Consider the following 19,325-nt stretch of genomic DNA (forward strand, 5'->3'; position numbering starts at 1 on the left):
CCCAGCGCGGGGGTGTGGGGCGCGCCCCGCGGGGCGGCGGCGCGCGCCGGGCCGCGTTGGGCCCGGGGGGGGCGGTCGGCCGGGCGCAGGGCCGGGCCCGGGAGGCCCGGCGGACCGGGCGGCGCCGGCGGCGCGGCATGCGCGGCCGGCGGGCCGGTCATCGAGGGCGCCGGGGGTACGGCGCCGAAGCGGCTGTTCCGCGGGCCACCACGCTGCGGCGGGGCCGCGGCGCTGCCGCCGGCGGAACCGACCGCGGCCTCGACCTCGGCGACCGAGACCGGCGGCACCGGGGAACCCGACGGGGCCGGCGACACCGGCGCGTCGTGGCCCGTGGCGACCGCGGGGACCGAGGCGACACCGCGGCCGGGAACGGACTCCGGTACCCGCGCCTTGCCGGGGCGGACCCGGCCGATGCCGTCGGTGTGGTTGTGCGCGGACGGCAGGATCGTGGTGTCCTCGCCGTTGTCGGCCCAGTCCGGCACGAAGGCGCGGGCCGCCGGGACGCCGGCGGACACGGTGCCGAGCACGTGCGCCAGTTCGGCGCTCGACGGGCGGTCCGAGGGCCGCTTCTCGAGGCACCGGGCGATGAGCGCGGAGACCGCGTTCGGCAGGCCCTCGACGGGCGGCAGCGGCTCGGGCTCGGTGTACTGGTGTGCGCGCAGCAGGGCCGTCGTGGTGCCGACGTCCCACGGCAGCTGGCCGATCAGCGTGCGGTAGATCAGCAGACCCACCGCGTAGACGTCGGTGGCCGGGCTGACCTGGCCGCCCTCGAGCCGCTCGGGCGCGAGGTAGGCCGGGGTGCCGAGCAGGCTGCCATCGGGGTCGATGTCGTTCTCGCCGATGAGGGCGGAGATGCCGAAGTCGACGACCTTGGCGCCGCCGGGCGTGAGCATGACGTTGGCCGGGGTGACGTCGCGGTGCACGATGCCCCGCGAATGGGCGGCGGCGAGCGCCGCCGAGACCTCTGAACAGATGCGGACCGCGGCCGGCCACGGCAGCCGGCGCACGCGGGCGAGAACCGCCGCGAGGGACTCGCCGTCGACCAGTTCCATGACGACGTAGGGAACCGGCTCACCGTCGACGGTGATCGCCTCGCCGTAGTCGTAGACGTTCGTGATGTGTGGGTGGCTCAGACGCGCGGCGGCCTGTGCCTCCGCGCGGAGCCGGCGCCGGAACGAGGGATCGGCGCTCGTCGAGGGCGGCAGGACCTTCACCGCGACCTGCCGACCGAGAACCTCGTCAAACCCTCGCCACACCACTGACATCCCGCCGGCGCCGAGCCGCTCGACCAGTCGATATCGACCGGCCAGCAGACTCGAACCGGGCAGGTCCGTCGTGCTCATGTGCCCCCACATGCGCGATCGGAAGAAACATCAGCACTGCACCGCCATGCGTCCTGATGCCGGGGCGGTGGTCGGTCCGCCGTAGGACCGAGCATTCCCCATCGACGGCGAGGATGTTAGCCCACGACCGGCCACTGTCTCGACTCATTGCCGACACTCATGACCTGCGGATCGTTACCGTCTGTTCCGCGCCATGTGCCGCGGGTGTGCGGCGATCGGACCGGACAAAATGCCTGGTCAGCGCGGTGTAGATGATCATGCAAATCGGACCTGGAGGGGTATGCCCCCTTCGTCGGAACTTGCGGGTATCCCTCGAATGTGGCGCATCCACAACGGATTCTGCACGTGCAGTTGCCCTTGCATCACGCAAAGAGACATCGATCGAAGTGCGAGTTACTTTCATCTATACCCTGGGTAATGCTTGCCGCGGTGCAATGACCTGGGCAACCCCGCCCGATCGGGTGATATCCCTACGACGATCATGCTTTGTTGGCGCCACACGCCACTACTTCCGGCAATTCACCCGCCGGGGCTACCCGGGCGCCGCCACCGTCCTAACCCGCGGGAAACGACGGCCGGGCCCTACCGGGAGGAGCCGGCGCGGGTGGGGCGGATGCCAAGGTCGAGCGTCGGCCGGGCGGTCAGCCGCTCCGCATGCACCACGGCCGCGTCCGCCGGCACCGCGCCGAGCTCCTCGAGATGGTCCAGGACCGCGTCGAGCTTCTCGTACAGCACGAGGATCACGTCGCCGGGCACCGCCAGCCGCAGCGCCGCCTCGACCGCGGCGCGGTGCCCCTGCGCCCGGACCGCGTGCAGTTGCGGCCGTCGCGCGCGCATCTCCCGTTCGACCAGGGCCGAGACCTCCCCCGGCGTGCGCCCCCGCGGATCCTCGTCGTCGTAGAGCACCACCCGGGTGACCCCGTCGGCCAGCACCTGCGCCGAGGCCGCCAGCAGGTCGTCGCGGCGATCGCCCGGCAGCGTCACCGCCGCCATGCACCGATGCGGGCCGAAGAGCCGGTGCAGCGTCCGCAGCACCGTCGCGATCGCCGCCGGATTGTGCGCGTAGTCGATGAACAGCGTCACCTCGCCCAGGCGCAGCACCGTCGCCCGGCCTGGGTTGTCCAGCCGCGGCTCGAAGCTCGCGAGCCGCTCGGCCACCAGCTCGTGCGGCGCACCCAGCGCCCGCGCCGCGGCCGCGGCCGCCAGCGCGTTGACGGCGGCGTACGGCGCCGCTCCGTCGAACGAGCCGGGCACCTCCTCGACCCTCAGCAGCGGCATCCGCCGGGCACCCGTCGCCTGGACGAGCCAGCCGTCCTCCAGCACGTAGGCCGTTCCGCCGCGGCCCAGGTGCGCGGCCAGCACCGGCTGCCCCGCGTCCGTGCCGAACCAGACGATGCGCTTGCGGTCCGCGCGCACCCGGGTCCGCTCGGGCAGGCTGCGCACCCACGGGTCGTCCGCGTTGAGCACCAGGGTGCCGCCGTCGCGGACCCGCTCCGCGATGAGGGCCTTGACGTGTGCCAGCGCCTCGATCGAGTCGAGCCCGTCCTGCCCGAGGTGATCGGCGGTGATGTTGGTGATCACGCCGACGTCGGTCCAGTCGTAGCCCAGCCCGCGCCGCAGAGCCCCGCCCCGCGCGGTCTCCAGGACCGCGGCCTGCACCCCGGGGTCGCCGAGCACCATCTGCGCCGAGAGCGGGCCGGTGGCGTCGCCCAGGTGCACCGTGCGGCCGCCGATGCTGACGCCATCGGTCGTGGTCAGGCCGACCCGCAACCCCGTGCCCGCCAGCAGGTACGCCGTCAGCCGCGCCACCGTCGTCTTGCCGTTGGTGCCGGTGACGGCGGCCGTCGGGATCCGCCCGTCGGAACCGCCGGGGAACATCGCCCGCACGATCGCGTCCCCGACGTCGCGGGAGCGCCCACGCACCGGCGCCAGGTGCATGCGCAGCCCCGGCGCGGCGTTCACCTCGATGACGCCCCCGGTGATCCGCTCCGGGTCGTCCGGCGGCGGCAGCGGCGCCGCGATGTCGCCCAGCCGCAGGTCGATGCCCGCGATGTCGAGGCCGACCAGGGCCGCGACGCGCAGGCAGAGCGCGGCGACGTCGGGGTGGACCCGCTCGGTCACGTCGCTGCCGGTGCCGCCGGTCGACAGGTTGGCGTTGTCGCGCAGCCACACCTGCCGGCCCGCGGCGGGCACGGTCGCCGGCGTGCAGTCCTGCCGGTCGAGCAACGCCAGCGCGTGGTCGTCCAGGGCGATCCGGGTCAGCACCCGGGTGTGGCCCTCGCCCCGGCGCGGGTCGGCGTTGGTGCTGGCCACCAGTCCGGCGACCGTGCTCTCGCCGTCGCCGACGACGTGCGCCGCGAGGCGTTCCGCCGCGGCCACCACCTCGCCCGCCACGACCAGGACCCGGTAGTCGCGGCCGGGGAGTTGCCGCTCCACCACCACGTCGCCGCCGGCCGCCGCGTACGCGTTCTCGACGTCGGCGGGCGTGCGCAGGTTGAGCGCCACGTGCCGGCCCTGGCGGCCCTGGCGGGGTTTGACGACGACAGGCGCGCCCAGCACCGTCATCAGGCGCACCGCCTCCTGCGCGGTGCGGGCCACCCCGCCGGCGGCGACCGGCACGCCGGCGTCCTCGAGCAGCCGGCGGGTCACCTGCTTGTCCGCGGCGATGTCGACGCCGATGCCGCTGGTCCGGTCGGTCATCGCCGCCCAGGCGAGGCGGCGCCGGTTGCCCCAGCCGAGCCGCAGCAGGCTCAGGTCGGCGTAGCGCTCGACCGGGATGCCGCGGCGGCGGGCCGCGACGATGATGGACCGGGTGCTCGGGCCGGTGGCCTCGCGCTCCGCCAGCCCGGTGAGCGCGGCGAGGCGCTCCGCCAGGGCGGTGCCCGGCAGGCAGTCGCCGCCCGCGACCGCGGTGACCAGCTCGGCCGCGGTCTCCAGCAGCTCCGCCGCCAGCGTCGACTCGGGCGACTCGTCCTCGGGGCATTCCACGATCAGGTCGTAGAGGCCGGGCTCACCGGCCGAGATCGTGCGGCCGAAGCTGACATCGCGCCCGATCCGCTGCGACAGCTCGATGCTGACGTGCTCGGTCACGTGCCCGAAGTAGGTGCCGCCGCGCATCCGGCTGACGAAGCCGCCGGGGGTGCCCGCCGCGCAGTGGTGCTCGGCGAGCCCGGGCAGCGCGCGCAGCAACCGTTCGGGGAAGCCCTCGATGTCGCTGGTCTCGCGGCCGGCCAGCTCGTCGAGGCGCAGCCGGGCCACCACGGCCGGGCGGGACAGGTGGACGTTGGGTCCGCGCAGCCGGCGGATGCTCAGGATCTTCATGCGGCCAGTTCCCGTTCCCCGGCGGCCCCGTCGACGATCGAGGGACGGCGACCGGACAGTTCGAACCTGCACCCGGCAGGAAGCACGTGTACGCGCGCCCCGGTGAGCGCGATCGGCCCGTCGGACGGCGCCCGGATGTCGCCGGCCGCGCCCGCGTCGACCACGATGACCGCGCCGGTGCCCAGCACCTCGAAGCAGTCGCCGTCGGCCAGGATCGCGGTGTCCTCGTCGATGCCGAGGCCGAGCTCGTGCGGGTACAGCGCGACGGCGCTGAGCAGGCGGTTGAGCCGGCCGCGCTCGGCGAAGTGCATGTCGATGAGCACGCCGGGCAGGAACTCGAGGCCGGGACCGGTTCGCACGCTGGTGCGGGCGACGCCCGGCCCGTCCCCACCGATGATCATCGTGCCGGACATCATCGCGGCGCCGGCGCTGGTGCCGCCGAGCACCACCGCCCCCGCGTGCACGAGGGTCTGCAGCGCGGAGTCCGTACGGGTGCCGCCGAGCACCGTGGTGATCCGCAGCTGGTCGCCGCCGGTGAAGAAGACGCCGGTCGCGGTGGCGAGCGCCTCGATCACCGCCGGCTCGTTGGCCTGCGCCCGGGTCTCCAGCCGCAGCGCGCGCACCCGGCCCGCACCGAGGCGGGAGAACAGGGCGGCGTACTCGGCCTCGAGGACGGCGGGCTCGGCGCTGGCGGTGGCGATGACGACGATCTCCGCGGCGGGGCCGCCCGCCAGGTCGACGAAGCGGCGCAGGATCTCGGTGCCGCCGGGGCCGTACCGCTCGGCGCCGCCGATGACCAGCAGCCGGGAGCGGCGGGACTGCTCGACAAGCGCCACGCCGCACCTCCTCCGTTGACCCCGATTGCTTACGAGGCTAAACGGAATAAACCCGAAACATCCGGCTAATCCGGGGAGTCGGCGGGCGGCGGGCGGGAGCGGGTCAGCGGCGCCGGGCGCCCGGGCCGGGCCGCGGCACGACCTGGCGGAGGTCGACGACCCGGTGCCCGTCCGCGCAGCGCAGCTCGACGTGGATCTCCGCGCCGCAGTCCCGGTGCGCCATCTCCAGCGGCGGCCCCCCGGGATCGGCCAGGTAGCGGTCGCCCCACTCCTTGACCGCGGTCAGCACCGGATAGAGGTCGAGGCCCTTGGCGGTCAGCCGGTACTCGTGGCGGATCCGCGCGCCCGGCTCCTGGTACGGCTCGCGGCGCAGCAGCCCGTGCGCGACCAGCGAGGCGAGCCGGTTGGTCAGCACCTGGCGCGGGATGCCGGTGCGCTCGCGCAGGTCGGCGAAGCGCCGCACCCCGTTGAAGATCTCGCGCAGGACCACGATGGTCCACTTCTCGCCGAGCACCTCCATCGCCCGGCCGATCGTGCAGGTCTCCATGGACCAGTCCATGGCCGGTGGACGCGAGAACGTGGGATTCATGACACAGAGGCTAGGTCTGTTTGACAGACACAGCAAGTGGGTGCGAGGCTGCGTCCATGACGCAGACCCAGGATGAGACCCGCACCCGCACCTACTCCTGGGCCAGCCCCGCCGAGCACGCCGCCCTGCTGGCCACCACCGGCGGGCTGGAGCTGCTGCGGGGCACGGCCGCCGGTGAGCTGCCGCCCCCGCCGATCATGAGCCTCATCGACCTCACCGGCATGGAGGTCGAGGAGGGCGCCGTCACGTTCCATCTGGAGCCGCGGGAGTTCCACTACAACCCGCTCGGCACGATGCACGGCGGAGTGATCTCCACCTTGCTCGACAGCGCCGCCGCGTGCTCGCTGCACTCGACGCTGCCGGCCGGCGTCGGCTACACCTCGCTCGACCTCAATGTGAGGTTCCTGCGCCCCGTCACCGTCGACTCCGGACGGCTGACCTGCAAGGGCGGCGTGCTGCAGCGCGGTCGCCGCACCGCGCTCACCGAGGCGCGGCTGACCGACGCCGCGGGACGCCTCGTCGCACACGCCACGTCGAGCTGCATGATCTTCGAGGCGCCCCGGGCCTGACCGCGCCGGCGGGCGGTCAGACCGCCAACAGGCGGCGGACCGACTCGTCGCGCAGCTCGTCGGCCGTGCCGGAGCGCACGACCTCGCCCGCGTCCAGGATCACGAAGCGGTCGGCCAGGCGCAGCGCCAGTTCCAGGTACTGCTCGACCAGCAGGATGCTCAGCCCGGCCGCGTGCAGCTGCCGGATCGCCTCCTCGATCTCCAGCACGATCGACGGCTGGATCCCCTCGGTCGGCTCGTCCAGCAGCAGCATGCGCGGCTCGGTGACCAGCGCCCGGGCGATCGCGAGCTGCTGCTGCTGGCCACCGGAGAGGAAGCCGGCCCGCCGCTTGAGCAGCCCCCGCAGCGCCGGGAAGAGGTCGAACGCCTCGTCCACCGCGCCGGCACGCCGGTTGCCGACGCTCTCCCGGGCGACCTGCAGGTTCTCCGCGACGGTGAGCTGCGGGAAGGTCTCGTGGCCCTGCGGCACGTAGCCGAGCCCGAGCCGGACCCGCTCGTGCACCTTGCGCCGGGTGATGTCCTGGCCGTCGAAGATCACCGACCCGGAACGCGGCGGCAGCACACCCATGACCGCCTTCAGCAGGGTGGTCTTGCCGACGCCGTTGCGGCCCATCAGGCAGACCAGCGAGGCCGCCGGCGCCTCGAGGCCGACGCCGAAGAGCACCTGCGCCCGGCCGTACGACACGTGCAGGTCGCGCACCTCGAGCACGTCAGGCCACCTCCTTGTCGAGCTCGTCGCGGGTCCGTCCGAGGTAGACCTCCTGTACGCGGGGATCGGCACGCACCTCGGCGACCGTCCCCTCGCACAGCAGCCGGCCCTCGTGCAGCACGGTGACCGTGCTGGCGAAGCGGCGCAGGAAGTCCATGTCGTGCTCGACCACCAGCACCGTGTGGTCCAGGGCCACCGCCCGCAGCAGTTCGCCCGTGCGCTCACGCTCGTCGCGGCTCATCCCCGCGACGGGCTCGTCGAGCAGCAGCAGCCGGGGCCGCTGCACCACCAGCATCCCGATCTCCAGCCACTGCCGCTGGCCGTGCGACAGCACCCCGGCGGGCCGGTTCGCGTACGCGCCCAGCCCGATCGTGTCGAGCGCCGAGGCGACGTCGTCGCCGACCCCGCGCCGGCGGCGCAGCAGCGCCGGCATCCAGCGCCGGAAGCCCGCCGCCAGGTCCAGGTTGTCGACGACGCTGAGCTCCTCGAACACCACCGACGTCTGGAAGGTGCGCCCGACGCCCGAGCGCACGATCTGGAACTCGCGGCGGCCGACCAGCGCCTGGCCCGCGAACGTGACCGAGCCGGAGGCGGGCCTGGTCAGGCCGGTGATCACGTCGATCAGGGTGGTCTTGCCCGCCCCGTTGGGCCCGATGAAGAACCGCAGCTCGCCGGAGTCGAGCGTGAAATCGAGATCGCTGATGGCGTGAAACCCCGAGAACACCACGTTCAACCCCCGTACCTCCAACAACGCGGTCATGCCATCACCTCCGCTGACGCTCCGGCGCTGGCATGACTTAGACACTGAGTTGATGATTCGCTCGCAAGCTCGCTCCTCATGCCCGCACCTCCTCGGGAGTGGGTACGACCGGCAGCGGGGCCGGGGCGGGCGGCGGCGGGCGGCCACCGCGCCGCGGAGCTGGTCGGCCAGGCCGGCCAGGCCGCGCGGCGCCCAGAGCAGCACCGCGACGAAGAGCGCGCCCTGCACGTAGAGCCACCCGTCCGGCCACGACTCGCTGAAGATCGTCTTCGCGTAGTTGAACAGCAGCGTCCCGCCGACCGCGCCGGCCAGCGAGTAGCGGCCGCCGATCGCCACGCCGATGAGCAGCTCCAGCGAGGCGATGACGCCGAGGTTGGCCGGGGTGAGCAGGCCGACGACGGGCACGAAGAGCGCGCCCGCGATGCCGGCCAGGCCCGCCGAGACCGCGAAGGCGATCGTCTTGACCAGGGCGGGGTCGTAGCCGAGGAACCGGACCCGGTCCTCGCCGTCGCGGATCGCCACGAGCAGCAGCCCGTACCGGCTGCGGACGAGCTGCCGAACGCCCAGAAAGGACACTCCCAGCACGATCACGATGACCAGGTAGAGGATCCGGCGGTCCGCGTTCTCGTAGAGGTCCGGGCCGAAGAAGTACTGGAAGTCGGTCAGGCCGTTGGTGCCGCCGGTCAGCCCCTGCTGGCCGACCAAAAGGATCACGAACGCCGCGGCCAGTGCCTGGGTGAGCACCGCGAAGTAGGCGCCCCGGACCCGTTGCCGGAAGATCAGCAGGCCCAGCACCAGCGCGACGGTCACCGGCAGGACGACGACCATGACCAGCGCGAAGACCGGGTCGGCGAACGGCCTCCAGAGCAGCGGCAGCTCCTCGACGCCGCTCCACGACATGAAGTCGGGCAGCTTCCCCGGCCCGGCCTCGGCCAGCTTGAGGTGCATGCCCATGGCGTAGCCGCCGAGGCCGAAGAACACCCCCTGCCCCATCGTCAGCATGCCACCGCGGCCCCAGGCGAGCGCGATGCCGACCGCGACGATCGCGTAGCACAGGTACTTGGCCAGCAGGTCGAGCCGAACGGGGTGAGCAGCAGCGGCGCCGCGAGCAGCAGCGCCGCGACCGCCAGGGTGGTGGTCCACTTGCCTGGTGCCAGGGGGGACAGTCCCTTCGCCCGCGGGATGGTGCCCCGAACGTTAGGAACACGGCGTTTCACGGAACGTATCGGTACATGTCCAGTGCGTTAACGAGACCTCACAGGCCACATCAGCGGGGGCGCACGACCCCGGAGGTCGTCGTCCTGACGTCCGGGAACACCGAACGGGTGTTCGCCAGGCCGCAGCGCTTGCGCAGGATCTCGGCGATGACCGCCCGGTAGTCCGTGGTGACGGCGAGGTCGCCGTCGACGAGGTGTCGCTCGCCCAGCCCGGGCCAGCGACCGTGCACCTTGCCGCCGACCACGCCGCCGCCCAGCAGCAGCATGGCGTTGCCGTAACCGTGGTCGAGGCCGCCGGAACCGTTCTCCCGCACCCGCCGTCCGAACTCGCTGACCGTCACCAGGGTGACCCGCTTCATCCCGGCGGGGCCGAGGTCGGTGGCGAACGCGGCGAGGGCCTCGGCCAGCTTGGCCAGCTTGTCGTGCATCCTCTTGCCGGTCTCGGCGATGCCGAAGTTCTCGTGCATGTCCCAGTCGCCGGAGTCGACGCAGGCGGACATCAGCCCGGCGTTTCCCTTGATCAGCCGGGCCACGTCGCGCAGCGCCCGGCCGAGGGTGTCGTCCGGGTACACCGCGCCGCCGGCGGGCTGGTACGGCTTGGCCGCCAGCGCCTTCGTCGTCGCCAGCGAGGTCGTGACCTGGCGGGCCGGTCCACTGAGCACGGTCGGCGCGCCCGCGTACAGCTTGGCCAGGGTGTCCGCCATCGGCTGGTCCTTCTGGTCGCCGTACAGCGCGAACTCGTCGATCGACTTCATGCCGAGGGCGGGTGCCGGGCCGGCCATCACCCGGGCGGGCATCATGCTGCCGACGGAGACGGCCTGCATCGGGCTCGTCGCGCCGAGGCCGCCCAGCAGGCGGTCGAGCCAGCCCGTCCGCATCGACGTGCCGGGCGCGGCCCGTTCCAGTTGTTCCATCGCGGAGAAGTGCGAGCGGTTCGGCGCGGTCTGGCCGGCGGCCTGTACCGCGCCGAAGGTGCCCGCCTTCCAGAACGGCAGCAGCGGTGCGAGCGCCGGGTGCAGGCCGAAGCGGGAGTCGCCGCCGATGAGCTGGGCCTTCGGCACGGCGATGCCGGGCCGGGCGGCGTAGTAGGCCGGGTCGCCGGCGGGCACGATGGCGGACAGGCCGTCGAAGCCGCCGCGCAGCGACAGCACCACCAGCACGTCCCCGGTGTATCTGCCCGCGGCGAAGGCGAGCTGGGTGGAGAGCAGGTCACCGGCGAGGCCCGCGAAGGCACCGGCCGCGCCCGCGGCCGCCGCATTGCCCAGGACACGGCGGCGCGTCATCGTGGTGCGCTGGTCGTCCGCGCACCCGTCACAGCTCAAATCGGGCATCGAGGTCACCTCGCCGCAAAGTAGGGTGAGTCTAACATCAGGGCCACGAGCTGGGGAAACTTCCAGCCGACGGCGGAGTCGGCGGACCCGAGCGCCGATGTGGCGGTCTTGCCGAAGTACGCCGTCAGCGCCGCCGTGTGCGCCGCCGGCAGGGTGCGGCCGAACAGCCGCCGGGCGAGGGCGTCGACCAGCCCGCCGTAGGTGGCGGGCAGCCTGCCGACCAGCTCCCTCGCCAGGTTCTCGGGCCGCTGGAACTCCTTCGGCCGGTACCCGGCGACGATGTGCAGGTGCGCGTTCCACCTCGCCAGCAGCCCACCGGGCGACGCCCAGGCCTCGGCGACGTCCGGATAGCCGTTCGGCGGCGCCCAGGCCATCGGCGCCTGACCCGCGGAATTGATCAGCCAGTAGAGCGACTCGATGCCCGCGGTCCCCGACTTGTCCGGCCCGTAGCCGACCGCGCGTACCGTCGCGACGATGTCCTCGTAGGGGGTGCGGACCTTCATGCCGGCGGAGGCGCGGAACTCCGGCGAGGTGAACAGGGCCCGCAGCACCGGGACGATGGCGGACCTGTTCGCCAGATAGACCTTCGTCAGCTTGGTCACGAGCGAGGCGGGCGGGCGGTCCGCGACGAACCGCACGACCAGCTTGGTGACGATGCGCTTCGCGGTCGCGGGGTGCAGCGCCAGGTAGTCCAGCATCGCGAGCGCCGCCTTCTCGCCGCCGGCGGCGGTCGCGTTGGCGTTGCGGAAGCCGAGCACCTTCACCGGGCCGGTGGCGTGGGAGTTGAGGCTGTACCGGTAGTTGCCGGTGTCCCAGTCGACGGTCAGGCCGGTCAGCAGCCGGGCGGCGTTCCTGACGTCGGACTCCGTGTATACCAGCCCGACGGTGTGCAGCTCGAGCAGCTCGCGGCCGTAGTTCTCGTTCGGCGCCGCGCGGGTGGAGAAGCGGTTGTCCAGATAGGTCAGCATCGCCGGGTGCCGGGCGCTGGCCTTGAGCATGTCGGAGAAGCGGCCGAAGGTGTGCGCCCGGATCACGTTGCGGTCGTAGTCCTGCCGGTTGTCCCAGACGTCCGCGGACGGGTTGGTGACGTTGAGGTGGTTCGACCAGAAGTCGACCATCATCTCGAAGAGCTGGCGTTCGCTCCAGATGGCCCGGCTGGTGGCGGCGAAGCCCAGCTGGAGCATCGTGTCCCAGCCGTACCGCAGCGTGCCCGCCTTGACCCGGGACCGGATCTCGCCGATGGACAGGGAGGCGAGCGGGAAGCGGGTCATCAGCGCGTCGCAGGCCGCGTCGGGGATGCCGGCCGGTTTCAGCTGCCGGTCGAGCCACTTCGTCACGCCGAGCCGGCGGATCTCGGCGACCGACGCGGCGGTGGGTCCGTAGGTGGCGCGCCGGAGCAGGTGCAGCTGCGCGTCCGCCGCGACGTAGTCGGCGCCGCGGCGAACGGCGGTGGCGGCCTCGGCCGGCGCCGGCACGGCCGCGACAAGGCCGGTGGCGGCGGCGCCGGCGACCAGGCTGCGGCGGCTGATCGAGGTCTTCCGGGATTCCGTCACACAACCTAGTTCGGCCGGACTTCTCCCTTGCCGCGCGGCGGGGCCGACCGGCTACCCAGCCGCAACCGCCCGGGTTGCCGGCAGGGCGCCCTGCCGCGCGGCGGGGCCGTGCGGCTACCCGGCCGCAACCGCCCGGGTTGCCGGCCGGGGCGTCGGAAGCCGGTTCGCCGGGCCGTCGACGGGCCAGGACACGGCGACCTCCTCAGCCCGCCTGCCCATGCCGCGGTACTGCCAGCCGGCCGCCTTCCAGGCCGCGACGTCGAGGCAGTTGCGGCCGTCGATCACCCGCCGCACGGCGGCGAGCCGGCCGAGGTGTGCCGGGTCGGCGGTGCGGAACTCGTTCCACTCGGTCAGGACACAGACCAGATCGGCATCGCGTACGGCGTCGTCGAGGGATTCCTCGAAGTTCAGCTGCGGTTGCGCGCGTGCGGCGTTCGGCATGCCCTGCGGGTCGTGGACGTGCACCTGCGCACCAGCCTGGGCCAGGGCCGCCGCGATGGCGAGCGCGGGCGCGTCCCGTACGTCGTCGGAATGGGGTTTGAACGTCGCGCCGAGCACCCCGATGCGCGCGCCGTCGAAGTGCGGGCCGACCGGCCCCGGTACGCAGCCGAGCAGCTCGGCGGCGAGCTGGACCACCCGGCTGCGGCGGCGCTGGTTGATCAGGTCGACCTCGTGCAGGAAGCGGAGCGCCTCCCCCGCGCCCAGCTCCTGCGCCCGGGCCTGGAAGGCCCGGATGTCCTTGGGCAGGCAGCCGCCGCCGAAGCCGACGCCGGCATGCAGGAAGCGGCTCCCGATCCGCGGGTCGTAGCCGATCGCCCGGGCCAGCTGGGTGACGTCGCCCCCGGCGACCTCGCAGACCTCCGCCATCGCGTTGATGAACGAGATCTTGGTGGCCAGGAACGCGTTCGCCGCGACCTTGACCAGCTCGGCGGTCGCGAAGTCGGTCACCACGACGGGCACCTCGCGGTCCTCGGTGATGGCCAGGTCGAAGATGCCGCCGTGCGCGGCGTACAGCATGGCGCCGGCCCAGTCGCTGCGGACGCCGACGACGACCCGGCTGGGGCGCAGGACGTCCTGCACGGCGAAGCCCTCCTGCAGGAACTCGGGCGACCAGGCGACCTCGACGCCCAGCGCCGCGTCCGCGTGCTTGTCCACCAGGCGTTCCACCCATTCCGCCGTGCCGACCGGCACGGTGGACTTGCCCACGATCAGCGCCTTGCGGCTGAGCCGGGAGGCAAGCCCGGTGACCGCTGACTCCACATGGGACAGGTCGGCGCCCATCCCGCCGGCACGCTGCGGGGTGCCGACGCAGATGAAGTGGATGTCGCCGAAGTCGGCCGTCTCCTGGTACGAGGTGGTGAAGCGCAGCCGCCCGGCGGCGAGATTGCGCTCCAGCAACTCGTCGAGGCCCGGCTCGAAGAAGGGCGTCACACCGCCGGCGAGCGCGGCGATCTTCGTCGCGTCGATGTCGAAGCCGAGGACCTCGTAGCCCAGTTCCGCGAAGCAGACCGCGTACGTGGCGCCGAGATATCCGGTGCCGAGGAAGGTCAGCCGCGGGCGCTGCTCGCCCGAGGGCGGTACCGGCGCGGCGACGCCCGGCAGGGATCCGCCCGGAGAATAGGGAATCGTCATGTCACCTCACGTCCTTGCGGTTCAGTACGAAGATGCGGACGTGCTCGAACGTCCGGAATTCGCTGACGGTGTAGGCCGTCAGCAGGAAACCCTGGATGTGGCCCGGCATGCCGCTCATCGGGTTCAGGTGCGCCTCGGTCGGTGACACCAGCCAAATGCGGCGGGTCGCGCCGACGCACAGGCCCGGGTCGGCGCACTCCTGCGCACCGAAGGTGCCGTTCTGCTGCGACGTCCGCTCGACGAGGACGTCCCGCGGCACAGCCGTCTTCCGGCCCTCGTAGTCGAAGGCCCGGCGACCGTTACGGGTGACACCGGAGTAGACGATGCCGTCGCCGGGCGCCGCCGCGGCCAGGACGGCGGCGGCGGCGCCCCGGAAGTCGGGCTCGCCGTACACCGGGCTGTGCCGGGCGGCGCGCTGCCCCGGCCCGCCGACGAGGAGCACCGCGGCCACGACCAGCAGCGCGCTCAGCGACACGGGAATCCGCGCCCGCCGCCGGCCGAGGAAACGGACCAGCGTGAATCCGAGCGCGGCGGCGAGTAGGGCCCACGCCGGAACGGTGAAGAGCAGGTACCGGTGCAGGAAGAGGTGCAGCAGCGGGAAGGTGACGTAGCAGAAGACCGGCGGGAACAGCGCCCACGACAGCAGGAGCACGATCGGCCCCCGCTGCGTCGACCAGAGCAGGACCGTCGCCAGCAGCGCCGCGCCGAGCACCACGAGGGCGACCTGCCAGGAGCCGAAGATCCGCTCCGGCAGGGTCATCACCGCCGTGGCGTCGGCCCTGATCCAGGAGATGACGCTCGACTGGTCGGAGCCCTTGGCCGCCAGCGGGAGCGCCGCCGTCACCGCGAGGAAGGCGCCGGCGATCCAGCGCAGCAGCCGCAGGTCGCCGCTGACCCGGAACGCCCGCCACATGAAGACGGCGTGTGCCAGCAGGACGGTCAGGGTCACGATGTGTACGAGTCCGGCGAGGATGACACCGCCGCTGTACCAGTACCAGCGCCGCCACGTCGGCCGCTCCATCGCCCGCAACAGCAGCAGGGTCGCCAGCGTCGCGAGGCCGATCGCGAAGGCGTACGGGCGGGCCTCCTGTCCGTAGCGGGTGGCCGTGGGCAGCGCGGCCATGATCAGTCCGGCCGCCAGGCCGGTGCCCGTGTCGAACAGCCGGCGGCCCAGCGAGGCGGTCAGCGCCGCGGTGGCGGCCATCGCCAGGGCCGACGGCATCCGCAGGCTGGCCTCGGTGTCGCCGAACACGTCGATCCAGACGTGCAGCACCAAGTAGTAGGGCGCGACCACGGCGTCGACGTTGTTCAGCAGCTTGGCCAGGTCCCGGAAGCCGAGGGTCGAGGCGTACCAGGTGGCGTACTCGTCGTTCCACATGCTTCGCGAGCCGATGCCGGCGACCGACATGGTCAGCGCGAGCAGCGCCGGCGGCAGGACCAGCAGCACGGTGCTCGTCATGGACCAGCGCCGAGCGCCCGGTTCGGCCTGGTGCACCGTCCCCCGGCGCTGCGCGACGATGTGCGGGGAGGGTGGGGAGAGAACTTGCGCGTCGGTCATCGTTCTTCCTCGTTCATTCGGGGAGTTCCTGGTCCAGCAGGCCGCCGAGGCGCCTCGAGTAGGCGGACGTCAGGTGGCTGTCGTCGCGGTAGACGACGGTGTTCCCGATGACCGCCGGGCACACCGAGGGCGTGCAGAACCAGGCGGTGGTGTCGACGATCCTGGCCCCGTGCACCTGCACCATCGCGCGGACGATGCGCTGCTGGGACAGGGAGAGGGACCTGAACACGTCGAGGTTGCAACGCGTGATCGCCCGCGGATGCGCCGCCAGGCAACGCGGCACGTCGAAGCGGGCGACCGGGGTGTCCTGTACGACGACGGGCACGGCACCCGCCCGCCGGATCCGCTCGACCGTCTCGGACCAGGCGGCCGCCCAGTCCTGATCCGCACCCGCGGTCTCGACGATGTCGAGCGGGCTTCCCTCGCGGTGCCGGCCGGACATGATCACCATCGCCGGCCGCAGCTGCTGGATCCGGGCCAGCGCCCGCAGGCGCCACCGGTCGCACTCGGCGTACGGTCCGGTGCCGTCGCCTCTGGAGACCGTACCGAGCGCCGCCCCGCAGTCGGCCTTGGTGAAGACGGCGATGCGCCATCCCCGCTTGCGGGCGACCACGTCGAGGGCGTCGTACCACTGCTGGGCGTGCGAGTCGCCGAACAGGACGACGACCTTGCGGCTGGTCACGACGCCGCGCCGCTCGCAGCCCCGGCGCATGTTGTACGACACGAGGTCGACGGCGCGCGGCGCCAGGCATCCCCGGTCGTGCGGGAGGCTGCGCGCCGCCCGGGCGAGCGCCGGCGTCAGGTCGCGGGGAAGCGTCGTCTGCGCGACGCCCGCCCGGATGATGTGCTGTAGCCGCGTGACGGTGAAGTCGCCGGACCGCAGCACCTCGGCCGCGGTTGGCGCGGCCCTCGACTCCCGGATCGCCGGTACCGGTAGCTGGAGCGCGAGCACCGCCAGCCCGGCGGTGGCGGCCGTCAGCGAGCAGCCGAGCGCGAGCGCCCGGCCCGGGCGCGACCGCAGGCCGTGGTGCAGCCGGATCCGGTTCTCCACGGCCGCCACCGACATCGCCGCCGGCACGAGGGCCGCGACGACCAGGACCAGCTTGGCCGGCAGCGACAGCGGACGCCCCAGCACGTACGGCGCCAGGACCAGGATCGGCCAGTGCCACAGGTACCAGCTGAACGAGACCCGGCCGACCTCCTGGAGCGGCTTGATCCGCAGCAGGCGCCGCGCGCCCCAGGCGGGCCGGGCGCACCCGCCCGCGATCACCAGTACCGTGCCGAGCACCGGCAGCGCCGCGGCGGGGCCGGGCTGGACCGGCGCGAACGCGGAGATCCCGATCGCGCCCAGCCCCAGCCAGGTCAGGGTGCCCGCCGGCCAGGAGCCGAACCGGGCGAGGCGGTGCGCGACGAGGGCGACGAACCCGCCGAGGGCGAACTCCCAGGCCCGGGCCGGCAGGCCGTAGTACGCCCACGGATCGTTCGCGGCCGTCTGCCGCAGGCAGAGCAGGAGCGAGGCGGCCGAGAGGAGCGTCAGCACCGCGGCCACCGCGATCGTGCTGGGCCGGCCCCGCCGCGCCCAGGCCAGCGAGACGACGAACAGGAGCACGGGCCAGACCAGGTAGAACTGCCCGATCAGGCCCAGCGACCAGAAGTGTTGCAGCGCCGACGGCTCGGCGGCACCGCCGGGGTGCGTCGCCAGCCGCACGTTCATGGTCGAGGTCGCGGCGGCGATCGCGTCCCAGGAGATCGCACCGCGGGCCGTCGCAGGCAGCCAGTGCCAGGCCGCGGCGAGCGTGCCGAGCACGACCACGGCCGAGGCCGGCACCAGCCGCATGGCACGCCGGGCGTAGAACCGGAGCAGCGACAGCCGCCCGCCCTGCCTCAGCTCCCGCAGCACGACGCCGGTCACGAGGAAGCCGGAGATCACGAAGAAGACGTCGATTCCGGCCTGGCCGTCGATGACGCCCAGGCCGACGTCGTAGCCGACCACCAGCAGGATCGCGACGGCGCGCAGCCCCGCGACGTCGCGGCGAAACGGCGGCGGTGCCGGCACGGCGGCCGCCGGGGTGGTCGGCGCGGCCGCCTGCCCCGCGGTCAGGGAATCGGGCCTGCCGATCGTGGCGTGCGTCATGACGCCGTGTGTGTCGCGTAGATACCGGTGCCGCGTGCCTCGGGGATCGGCCACGCCGCCGGTACCGGCCGGCGTTCGGGGGTCGCCCGGTTGCCCAGCAGCAGCGGGCCGACGAAGTACAGCATCGGGCCGGCGAACAGCACCGTCGCCCAGAGCTGGGCCAGGCCGTGGTTCATGATGCCGACGACGATGCCCACCCAGGTCAGGGCCTGGGCGGTGATGAGCCAGACGCGGAGCAGGCGGAGCACGCGGCGGGCGGTCGGCGTCCGCTTGGCGGCGCCGGTCGGCACCCAGGCGGCGGTGCGGCCGCGCAGGAAGTCGAACAGGGCCAGTGCGTGGCAGAAGCCGATCAGCATCTGGACCCGGACGACGGCCGGCGACCACCGGTAGTCGGTCACCCGGGGCATCAGCGTCGACCACACGAAGATCGTGCCGATCAGCGGCAGGTAGTTGAGCGGACGGATCTGCTCCGGGAAGAACCACAACATCAGGACGCCCGGCAGCTGACTCGCGAACGCCGCGATCGCCGTGGTGATGTAGTAGAGGAACCCGGTCCAGAAACAGAGCTTCTGCTTGACGGTCAGTGCCGAGCGGTGGAAGGCCGGATCCGCCAGCAGGCTCATGCTGCCGGTGCACCACCGGTACTGCTGGTTGGCGAAGCCGTCGAAGTTGTCCGGGCACACGCCCTTGGCCAGGTTCACCGGCACATAGCGGGTCCGGAAGCCGGCCTTCGACAGGTTCACGCCGGTGTGCACGTCCTCGCTGTGGCCGATCTGGGCGAACCCGCCGGCCCGCCGCAGCGCGCTACGGCGATAGACCGCATTGGTACCGACACAGATGGCCGCGTCGACGGCGTCGCGGGCCGGCTGGATCCAGCGGTAGAACATCTCCTGGGTCGCGCCCGCCGAGCGCTGCAGCCAATTGAAGTGTTCCTGCTGCACGTCGAAGAATTGCGGCGACTGGACGATGCCCACGGCCGGATCCTCGAAGTACGGCGCCAGTTCACGGATCATATCGGCGCGCGGCGCGAAATCGGCGTCGAAGACGTGAATCAGATTACCGTCGGAGTGTTCGTATCCGTAGCGTAAATTTCCGGCCTTCTTCAGCTCGCCGCGATTCGGGCGCGAAAGATAGCGGAAGCCGAAGCGGGAGGCCAGCTCGGCGACCGATTCGCGGGCCGAGTCGTCGAGGACGTAGACGGTGAGCCGGCCGGGCCAGTCCAGCAGCGCCACGTGCTTGTACGTGTTTTCCAGGATGGTGAGCGGCTCGCCCGCCGACGGCAGGAAGACGTCGACCGAGGGATGCACCGCCGGGCGGTAGCCGGCCACCTTGGCGTCGTGCTCGGCCCGGGAACTGCGGCGCTTGCGGGTGCTGGAGAGCAGGCTGATGAAGACGGCGGCGACCTGCAGCGCGATCAGCTCGTACAGCAGGCTGGTCCACGCCGAGTTGGCGGCCAGCCGGGACATCCCGAACATGACGCCCGCGAACGCGAGCAGGAACACGCAGAAGATCCAGCGGCCCTGCCTGCCGTAGTAGAGGTACTTCTCCGTATTGGTCGGCGGTAGGGGCACGTAATCCACCACTGTCCGCGAGGGAGCGGCGGCTTGTGAGCTTATCCCGCCCCGTATCTGTGCGACTGCCACCGGTGAAACCTTCCAAATGAGTGGACGTATCCGGGTGATGCACCAGAGGATCAGGCGCCAGGCAATGCTGAACCGGAAACTGCCGATCGGTCACCCGGAGTCGGGACACGTGATCGGGAGCCCATTAGCC

12 protein-coding genes and 1 pseudogene are annotated in these 19,325 nt (G+C 72.6%); 1 reads left to right on the top strand and 12 read right to left on the bottom strand.

Annotated elements, in window-relative coordinates; genetic code table 11:
* The 4 genes from AB0B58_RS35750 to AB0B58_RS35765 form a co-directional block, all read right to left on the bottom strand.
* On the bottom strand, positions 1-1,343 hold a 1,343-nt coding region (locus tag AB0B58_RS35750; RefSeq protein WP_360233354.1), incomplete at its 3' end, for a serine/threonine-protein kinase.
* A gap of 582 nt (positions 1,344-1,925) precedes the next feature.
* Positions 1,926-4,664: a cyanophycin synthetase gene (gene cphA / locus AB0B58_RS35755; protein WP_360233357.1), complete on the bottom strand. Its 2,739-nt coding sequence runs from the start codon at positions 4,662-4,664 to the stop codon at positions 1,926-1,928.
* Positions 4,661-5,500 carry a cyanophycinase gene (locus AB0B58_RS35760; protein WP_360233360.1) on the bottom strand — a complete coding sequence of 280 codons (840 nt, stop codon included), beginning with the start codon at positions 5,498-5,500 and terminating at the stop codon, positions 4,661-4,663. The genes cphA and AB0B58_RS35760 overlap by 4 nt, the downstream gene beginning before the upstream one ends.
* Positions 5,501-5,603: 103 nt before the next feature.
* Positions 5,604-6,089 (bottom strand): helix-turn-helix domain-containing protein, encoded by a 486-nt coding sequence (locus AB0B58_RS35765; RefSeq protein WP_360233363.1) that lies wholly within the window; start codon positions 6,087-6,089, stop codon positions 5,604-5,606.
* Positions 6,090-6,145: 56 nt separating this feature from the next.
* Here AB0B58_RS35765 and AB0B58_RS35770 point away from each other — a divergent pair, with 56 nt between their 5' ends.
* A complete protein-coding gene (locus AB0B58_RS35770) occupies positions 6,146-6,658 on the top strand; it encodes a PaaI family thioesterase (RefSeq protein ID WP_360233366.1) in 513 nt (170 codons plus the stop codon).
* 16 nt (positions 6,659-6,674) lie between these two features.
* On the opposite strand, the gene urtE is transcribed toward AB0B58_RS35770, so the two are convergent.
* From urtE to AB0B58_RS35810, 8 genes and pseudogenes are all read right to left on the bottom strand, one after another.
* On the bottom strand, positions 6,675-7,367 hold the full coding sequence (gene urtE, locus AB0B58_RS35775; protein ID WP_360233369.1) for an urea ABC transporter ATP-binding subunit UrtE: 693 nt from the start codon (positions 7,365-7,367) through the stop codon (positions 6,675-6,677).
* Between the two features lies 1 nt (position 7,368).
* Positions 7,369-9,270: an urea ABC transporter permease subunit UrtC gene (gene urtC, locus AB0B58_RS35780; protein WP_360233372.1), complete on the bottom strand. Its 1,902-nt coding sequence runs from the start codon at positions 9,268-9,270 to the stop codon at positions 7,369-7,371.
* Positions 9,271-9,394: 124 nt separating this feature from the next.
* Positions 9,395-10,675: a DUF1501 domain-containing protein gene (locus tag AB0B58_RS35785; RefSeq protein ID WP_360233375.1), complete on the bottom strand. Its 1,281-nt coding sequence runs from the start codon at positions 10,673-10,675 to the stop codon at positions 9,395-9,397.
* Between the two features lie 5 nt (positions 10,676-10,680).
* Positions 10,681-12,228, bottom strand: coding sequence for a DUF1800 domain-containing protein (locus AB0B58_RS35790; RefSeq protein ID WP_360233378.1), 1,548 nt, complete (start codon positions 12,226-12,228; stop codon positions 10,681-10,683).
* A 210-nt stretch (positions 12,229-12,438) separates the two neighbouring features.
* Positions 12,439-13,860 (bottom strand): annotated as a pseudogene (locus AB0B58_RS35795) (UDP-glucose/GDP-mannose dehydrogenase family protein); the annotation flags it as partial.
* Position 13,861: 1 nt separating this feature from the next.
* Positions 13,862-15,418, bottom strand: coding sequence for a glycosyltransferase family 39 protein (locus tag AB0B58_RS35800; protein ID WP_360233381.1), 1,557 nt, complete (start codon positions 15,416-15,418; stop codon positions 13,862-13,864).
* Positions 15,419-15,431: 13 nt separating this feature from the next.
* Complete coding sequence (locus tag AB0B58_RS35805) at positions 15,432-17,552, bottom strand: acyltransferase family protein (protein ID WP_360233384.1); 2,121 nt, start codon at positions 17,550-17,552, stop codon at positions 15,432-15,434.
* A complete protein-coding gene (locus tag AB0B58_RS35810) occupies positions 17,549-19,123 on the bottom strand; it encodes a cellulose synthase catalytic subunit (RefSeq protein WP_360233387.1) in 1,575 nt (524 codons plus the stop codon). The genes AB0B58_RS35805 and AB0B58_RS35810 overlap by 4 nt, the downstream gene beginning before the upstream one ends.
* Positions 19,124-19,325 lie beyond the last annotated feature (202 nt).

The sequence above is a fragment of the Actinoplanes sp. NPDC049118 genome (assembly GCF_040648555.1).
Lineage (GTDB): Bacteria > Actinomycetota > Actinomycetes > Mycobacteriales > Micromonosporaceae > Actinoplanes.

Excerpts from the sequence above, each read along its gene's own strand:
- cphA (WP_360233357.1), bottom strand. The coding sequence starts at position 4,664 with ATGAAGATCCTGAGCATCCGCCGGCTGCGCGGACCCAACGTCCACCTG.
- AB0B58_RS35765 (WP_360233363.1), bottom strand. The coding sequence starts at position 6,089 with ATGAATCCCACGTTCTCGCGTCCACCGGCCATGGACTGGTCCATGGAG.
- AB0B58_RS35770 (WP_360233366.1), top strand. The coding sequence starts at position 6,146 with ATGACGCAGACCCAGGATGAGACCCGCACCCGCACCTACTCCTGGGCC.
- AB0B58_RS35785 (WP_360233375.1), bottom strand. The coding sequence starts at position 10,675 with ATGCCCGATTTGAGCTGTGACGGGTGCGCGGACGACCAGCGCACCACG.
- AB0B58_RS35800 (WP_360233381.1), bottom strand. The coding sequence starts at position 15,418 with ATGACCGACGCGCAAGTTCTCTCCCCACCCTCCCCGCACATCGTCGCG.
- AB0B58_RS35805 (WP_360233384.1), bottom strand. The coding sequence starts at position 17,552 with ATGACGCACGCCACGATCGGCAGGCCCGATTCCCTGACCGCGGGGCAG.